Annotated in this window: 7 protein-coding genes; 1 reads left to right on the plus strand and 6 read right to left on the minus strand. The window is 59.4% G+C overall.

Annotated elements, in window-relative coordinates:
* Positions 1-71: 71 nt before the first annotated feature.
* The 6 genes from HX839_RS19040 to HX839_RS19065 are packed head-to-tail and all read right to left on the minus strand — an operon-like array spanning position 72 to position 5,067.
* Positions 72-773, minus strand: coding sequence for an ABC transporter ATP-binding protein (locus HX839_RS19040; protein ID WP_003211664.1), 702 nt, complete (start codon positions 771-773; stop codon positions 72-74).
* Between the two features lies 1 nt (position 774).
* Positions 775-1,542: a high-affinity branched-chain amino acid ABC transporter ATP-binding protein LivG gene (gene livG, locus HX839_RS19045; RefSeq protein ID WP_003211663.1), complete on the minus strand. Its 768-nt coding sequence runs from the start codon at positions 1,540-1,542 to the stop codon at positions 775-777.
* Positions 1,539-2,792 (minus strand): high-affinity branched-chain amino acid ABC transporter permease LivM, encoded by a 1,254-nt coding sequence (locus HX839_RS19050; RefSeq protein ID WP_003211661.1) that lies wholly within the window; start codon positions 2,790-2,792, stop codon positions 1,539-1,541. The genes livG and HX839_RS19050 overlap by 4 nt, the downstream gene beginning before the upstream one ends.
* Complete coding sequence (livH, locus tag HX839_RS19055; protein ID WP_003211659.1) at positions 2,789-3,712, minus strand: high-affinity branched-chain amino acid ABC transporter permease LivH; 924 nt, start codon at positions 3,710-3,712, stop codon at positions 2,789-2,791. Before livH ends, HX839_RS19050 begins: the two co-directional genes overlap by 4 nt.
* A complete protein-coding gene (locus tag HX839_RS19060; protein WP_003211657.1) occupies positions 3,712-3,894 on the minus strand; it encodes a hypothetical protein in 183 nt (60 codons plus the stop codon). The genes livH and HX839_RS19060 overlap by 1 nt, the downstream gene beginning before the upstream one ends.
* Positions 3,895-3,939: 45 nt before the next feature.
* Positions 3,940-5,067 carry a branched-chain amino acid ABC transporter substrate-binding protein gene (locus HX839_RS19065; protein ID WP_087693197.1) on the minus strand — a complete coding sequence of 376 codons (1,128 nt, stop codon included), beginning with the start codon at positions 5,065-5,067 and terminating at the stop codon, positions 3,940-3,942.
* A 340-nt stretch (positions 5,068-5,407) separates the two neighbouring features.
* Between HX839_RS19065 and HX839_RS19070 the strand changes: the two genes are divergently transcribed.
* Complete coding sequence (locus HX839_RS19070) at positions 5,408-5,710, plus strand: DUF2288 domain-containing protein (protein WP_003211652.1); 303 nt, start codon at positions 5,408-5,410, stop codon at positions 5,708-5,710.
* The last annotated feature ends 395 nt before the right edge of the window (positions 5,711-6,105 follow it).

The raw sequence follows: 6,105 nt of genomic DNA on the forward strand, positions 1-6,105 counted from the left end.
TGGCTGATCCGCCGCCTTCGCGAGCAAGCCCGCTCCCACAAAAGCCCGCTCATACATTGACCAGATGGGCATCAACCGCCCAGATAAGCCTCACGTACTTTCGGATCGGTCAGCAGCTGTTCGCCGCTGCCCTGCATCACCACGCGACCGTTTTCCAGCACGTAGGCGCGGTCGGCAATCTTCAGCGCTTGGTTGGCGTTCTGCTCCACCAGGAACACCGTCACACCGTCCTTGCGCAGCTGTTCGATGATGTCGAAGATCTGCTGGATGATAATCGGCGCCAACCCCAGGGACGGTTCGTCCAGCAACAACAGCTTGGGCTTGCTCATCAGCGCGCGGCCGATGGCGAGCATTTGCTGTTCGCCGCCGGACATGGTGCCGCCGCGCTGGCTGAAGCGTTCCTTGAGCCGCGGGAACAGGTGCAGCACCTTGTCCATCTGCTCCTGGTAATCGCCCTTGTCGGTGAAGAACCCGCCCATGGCGAGGTTCTCTTCCACGGTCAGGCGGGCAAATACCCGGCGGCCTTCCGGAACCACGGCAATGCTCTTGCGCATGATCTCGGAGGAGGCCTGGCCCACCAGCTCCTCACCCATGTAGCGGATGCTGCCGCTGTGAGCCTGGGGCGAACCGCACAGGGTCATCAGCAGCGTGGATTTACCGGCACCGTTGGCGCCGATCAGGGTAACGATTTCGCCCTGGCGCACCTCCACGTTGACGCTGTGCAGCGCCTGGATCTTGCCGTAGAAAGTGGAAACGTTTTCGAATTGCAGCATTTTACGCTTCCCCCAAATAGGCTTTGATCACTTCCGGGTTGTCGCGGATCTGCTCCGGCGTACCGTCGGCCAGTGGCGTGCCCTGGTTGATCACGACGATATGGTCGGAAATGCTCATGACCAGTTTCATGTCGTGTTCGATCAGCAGCACGGTGGCGTTGTTTTCTTCACGCAGCACACTGATCAGCGCCTTGAGGTCTTCTGTTTCCTTGGGGTTCAGGCCGGCGGCCGGTTCGTCGAGCATGAGGATCCGCGGGCGGGTCATCATGCAGCGGGCGATTTCCAGGCGCCGTTGCTGACCGTAGGCCAAGGTGCCGGCAGGACGGTTGGCAAACTCGGTGAGGTTGACCTTGTCCAGCCAGTACGCTGCATATTCCATGGCCTCGCGCTCGCTCTTGCGGAACGACGGAGTCTTGAACAGGCCGGCAAAGAAGTTGGTGTTCAGGTGGCGATGCTGGGCGATCAACAGGTTCTCGACCGCCGTCATGTCCTTGAACAACCGCACGTTCTGGAAGGTCCGCACCACGCCCTTGCGGGCGATCTCGTGGCCGGCCAGGCCCTGGATCGGCTGGCCGTCCAGCAGGATGGTGCCGCCAGCCGGCTTGTAGAAGCCGGTCAGGCAGTTGAACACCGTGGTCTTGCCGGCGCCGTTGGGGCCGATCAGGGCCACGACTTGTTTCTCTTGCACGGTCAGGGCCACGCCGTTGACCGCCAGCAAACCGCCGAAGCGCATGCTCAAGTTTTCGACTTTCAGGATCTCGCGGCTCATTTGCGCAGCTCCATGTGGGGACGTTGCATGGGCAGCAGGCCTTGAGGTCGCCAGATCATCATCAGCACCATCATGGCGCCGAACATCAACATGCGGTATTCGCTGAATTCACGCATCATTTCCGGCAGCAGGATCATCACGATCGCCGCGAGGATCACGCCCAGCTGCGAGCCCATGCCGCCCAGTACCACGATGGCGAGGATGATTGCCGACTCGATGAAGGTGAACGACTCCGGCGTCACCAAACCTTGGCGAGCGGCGAAGAAGCTGCCGGCAAAACCGGCGAAGGTTGCCCCGAGGGTGAATGCCGAAAGCTTGATGACGGTCGGGTTCATGCCTAGTGCACGGCAGGCGATTTCATCTTCGCGCAGCGCTTCCCACGCACGGCCGATCGGCATGCGCAGCAGGCGGTTGATCACGAACAGCGCCGCCAGTGCCAGCAGCAGGGCCACCAGGTACAGGAACACCACTTTGCTCACCGGGTTGTAGTCGATCCCGAAGTACTCGTGGAACGTCTGCATGCCTTCGGCCGCGGTGCGGTCGAACGTCAGCCCGAAGAACGTTGGCTTGGGAATGCTGCTGATGCCGTTGGGGCCGCCGGTGATATCGGTGAGGTTACGCAGGAACAGACGGATGATTTCACCGAAGCCCAGGGTCACGATCGCCAGGTAGTCACCGCGCAAGCGCAGTACCGGGAAGCCCAGCAGGAAGCCAAATGTGGCCGCCGCCATGCCGGCCAGTGGCAGGCAGATCCAGAAGCCCCAGCCCAGGTAATGCGAGAGCAGCGCGTAGGTGTAGGCACCCACCGCATAGAAGCCCACATAGCCCAGGTCGAGCAGGCCGGCGAGACCCACCACGATGTTCAGGCCCAGGCCCAGCAACACGTAGATCAGGATCAGCGTCGCGATATCCACCGCACCACGGGAGCCGAAGAACGGCCAGATCAACGCGGCCACGATCAGGCCGATGATGATGTAGCGCTGGGTGCGCGGCAGGGTCAGGAACTGGCTGACCTTGGGCGATACCAACGGGCCACGGTTGGACTTGAGGAGCGCACCGACCTGTTGGGTGAACAGCACGCGCAGGAACATCAGCACCGAGCACAGGGCAATGATGGTCAACGTCACGGGACCGGTGCCATGCACTTCGAGGTTGATCCCGACAATGCTCAACTTGAGCCCGAGTACCGGGAAGGCCACGGCCCAGACCAGCAAGGCGCTGAAAAACGCCGATTTAAGATATCTGCTCATACTTTCTCAACCTCCGGACGGCCCAGAATGCCGGTCGGCCGGAACAACAGCACCAGAACCAATAGACCGAATGCCACCACGTCCTTGTACTGGTCACCGAATACGTCAGCGCCAAAGGCTTCAGCCACCCCCAGCACCAGCCCGCCGAGCATCGCGCCCGGAATGCTGCCGATGCCGCCCAATACCGCCGCGGTGAAGGCCTTGAGGCCCACCAGGAAACCGGCGTTGGGGTTGATCACGCCGTACTGCATGCTCAGCAACACGGCAGCGATAGCCGCCAGTGCGGCACCGATGACGAAGGTCAGGGCGATGATGTTGTTGGTGTTGATGCCCAACAGGTTGGCCATCTTGATGTCTTCGGCGCAGGCCCGGCAGGCGCGCCCCAGACGGGAGCGGGAGATGAACAGGGTCAGGCCGAGCATCGCCACCAGGGTGACGACGAAGACCAGGATCTGCATATAGGAAATCAGCACTTCCTGTGCGCCGCCTGGGCCGAAGGAGATGCTCCCCGGGATCAGGTTGGGAATGGATTTGTCCTTGGAGTCCTGGGACAGCAATACGGTGTTCTGCAGGAAAATCGACATGCCGATCGCGGAGATCAGCGGGATCAAGCGGTTGCTGCCACGCAAGGGGCGGTACGCAACGCGTTCGATACTGTAGCCATAGGCACTGGTTACGACGATGGACGCCAGGAATGCAGCGGTCATCAACAGCGGCAGGGAATGGATACCCAGCATGGCCAGCCCGGCAAGGGCGATGAAGGCCACGTAGGAACCAATCATGTACACCTCGCCATGGGCGAAGTTAATCATTCCAATGATGCCGTAAACCATTGTGTAGCCAATGGCTATCAAGGCATAGGTGCTGCCAACGGTCATGCCGTTAACCAGCGTTTGGAAAAAATGATAGATCTCAGGCATTACAGCGCTCCTAAAAACCCGATACGCATTTCACTGGTGGAGTCAATTTCCGGCTCGGTGCCCTGTTCTGTGATCAGGTTGCACAAAGCGTTTGCCAGCGAACCGCTGGTGACGGTTTTAAGATTTTCAGGTGAGCCAGCGCCCGGATCGCGGGTGACAGGCCCATAAACCTCGTAAAACAAAGCCCACTGCTTGCACAGTGGGCTTGTTGACCAGTAACGCCTGGCTTACTGAGGGGAAACTTCGGTTTTTGGTTTGCCGAAGTGCCATTCGTAGACCACGAACTTGAAGTCCTTCAGGTCGCCCTTGGCGTCGAAGCTCAGGTCGCCGGTCGGGGTCTTGAAGGTACCGGCGTGGATGGCCGCTGCCACCTTGGCGGTGTCTTCGCTCTTCGCGGCAGCGATACCGCCGGCGATCACTTCAACTGCCGAGTAGGCCGGGAACACGAACGGACCGGTTGGGTCCTGCTTGTTCTTGGTGAACTCTTCAACGATTGCCTTGTTGGCAGGATCGGTGTCGAAGGATTTCGGCAGGGTAACCAGCAGGCCTTCGGACGCGTTCTGGGCGATTTGCGAGATGGAGTCGTTGCCGACGCCTTCAGGGCCCATGAACTTGGCGTTCACGCCTTTTTCCTTGGCTTGGCGCAGGATCAGGCCCAGCTCAGGGTGGTAGCCGCCGTAGTAGACGAAGTCGACGTTGGCTTGCTTGAGCTTCTGGATCAGCGAACCGAAGTCTTTGTCGCCAGCGTTGATGCCTTCGAAGAGGGCAACTTTCACGCCTTTCTTCTCGAGGGTTTGTTTAACGGCAGTGGCGATGCCTTCACCGTATTGCTGTTTGTCGTGGATAACGGCTACGACTTTCGGCTTCACGTGGTCGGCGATGTAGTTACCGGCGGCAGGGCCCTGGGCGCTGTCCAGGCCGATGGTACGGAAGACCAGCTTGTAGCCACGGGACGTGATTTCCGGGCTGGTGGCAGCCGGGGTGATCATGATCACGCCTTCGTCTTCGTAGATGTCGGATGCTGGCTGAGTGGAGCTGGAGCAAAGGTGACCGACCACGAACTTGACGCCGTCGTTGACCACTTTGTTGGCTACGGCCACGGCTTGTTTTGGATCGCAAGCGTCGTCGTATTCCTTGGCTTCGAGCATTTTGCCATCTACGCCGCCCTTGGCGTTGATGTCGGCGATGGCCTGCTTGGCACCCATGAACTGCATGTCGCCGTACTGGGTCACAGGGCCGGTTTTAGGGCCGGCAATACCGATCTTGATGGTGTCAGCTGCGAACGAATGGCTGGCAACCCCGGCCAGGACCATAGCGGCAAACAGTTTGGAAATCTGCTTAGTAGCCTTATTCATAGTGCTCCACTCTTACTGTTGTATTTTTTATAGTTCTAGCGGCCTTGTGAGCTGCAGAACCGGATCAGATATCTCGGATATCCCCCGGCAGCGGCCTGGCAACTGTACCGGTACAGTGTAGAGCGCCGGTTGATCGCTTGAAAAGCTGGCTGCTGGGGGCAAAACCCGGGTATGTCGCTTAAATGAAAGAAAAAGACAGAATTGCGGCGGGGTGATGCCAGAGTTTCGGGCAATCCTTGGCTTTCCTGACACTTTCGTTCGGTGCCTCATTTGCAACTGGGTTTTTCTGCCTGGGGCTCGACGGTATGATTGCGCCGATTTTTTCTTCAGGTGAACTCCCATGACGCAAGAACCTAGCACCCTCTATGCCAAGCTGCTTGGTGAAACTGCCGAAATTTCCTGGAAGGAGCTTGAGCCGTTCTTTGCCAAGGGTGCCCTATTGTGGGTCGATGCCGGGCTGGATTTGATCGAGGCCGCCGAGGGCATGGCTGAGGACAACCGTGAGAAAGTCGCTGCCTGGCTGGCTGCGGGGAGTCTTGGCGAGGTGTCTGCGACGCGGGCATTGGATCTGGTTGAGCGGGATCCGAGTTTGTGGGCGGTGGTGGTTTCGCCGTGGATTCTGATCCAGGAAAGGGCAGTGTAGGAAATGCATGCGCGAAAAAGGTGCGTGATTTTTCCGAGTTTAAGTGTGTAGGCGGGTAACTGCATTTGCGGTGATGGCACCTTGCCGTAGAGAAAGGTCACAGGCGGGGGTTACGTGCGCGTCATGGGAACAGTTTTGGTAGCGGCGGAGTGCGGGGGGAATTGTTTCTGGGTATGTGTACATATCCGTTATTTAGGTAACGGCCACCTATGGTTCCGCTCTTACAGCGGGTCACTTTTGGCAAACGCCCGGAATGCCGGCCCAGCCAAAAGTAACCAAAAGGTCTTTGCCCCACCACTCGGTGCCTCGCCTAGGCTCGGCATGCCCGCACTCCGGCCCGGTTCCGCGGGCCGCCGCGACGGGCCATCCATGGCCCGGCGCGGCTAAATCGGCAT

The organism is Pseudomonas sp. I8001 (genome assembly GCF_013385345.1).
In the GTDB taxonomy this organism is placed as follows: Bacteria; Pseudomonadota; Gammaproteobacteria; order Pseudomonadales; family Pseudomonadaceae; genus Aquipseudomonas.

Coding starts and splice junctions, on each gene's coding strand:
- HX839_RS19065 (WP_087693197.1), bottom strand. CDS start 5,067: ATGAATAAGGCTACTAAGCAGATTTCCAAACTGTTTGCCGCTATGGTC.
- HX839_RS19050 (WP_003211661.1), bottom strand. CDS start 2,792: ATGAGCAGATATCTTAAATCGGCGTTTTTCAGCGCCTTGCTGGTCTGG.
- HX839_RS19040 (WP_003211664.1), bottom strand. CDS start 773: ATGCTGCAATTCGAAAACGTTTCCACTTTCTACGGCAAGATCCAGGCG.
- livG (WP_003211663.1), bottom strand. CDS start 1,542: ATGAGCCGCGAGATCCTGAAAGTCGAAAACTTGAGCATGCGCTTCGGC.
- livH (WP_003211659.1), bottom strand. CDS start 3,712: ATGCCTGAGATCTATCATTTTTTCCAAACGCTGGTTAACGGCATGACC.
- HX839_RS19070 (WP_003211652.1), top strand. CDS start 5,408: ATGACGCAAGAACCTAGCACCCTCTATGCCAAGCTGCTTGGTGAAACT.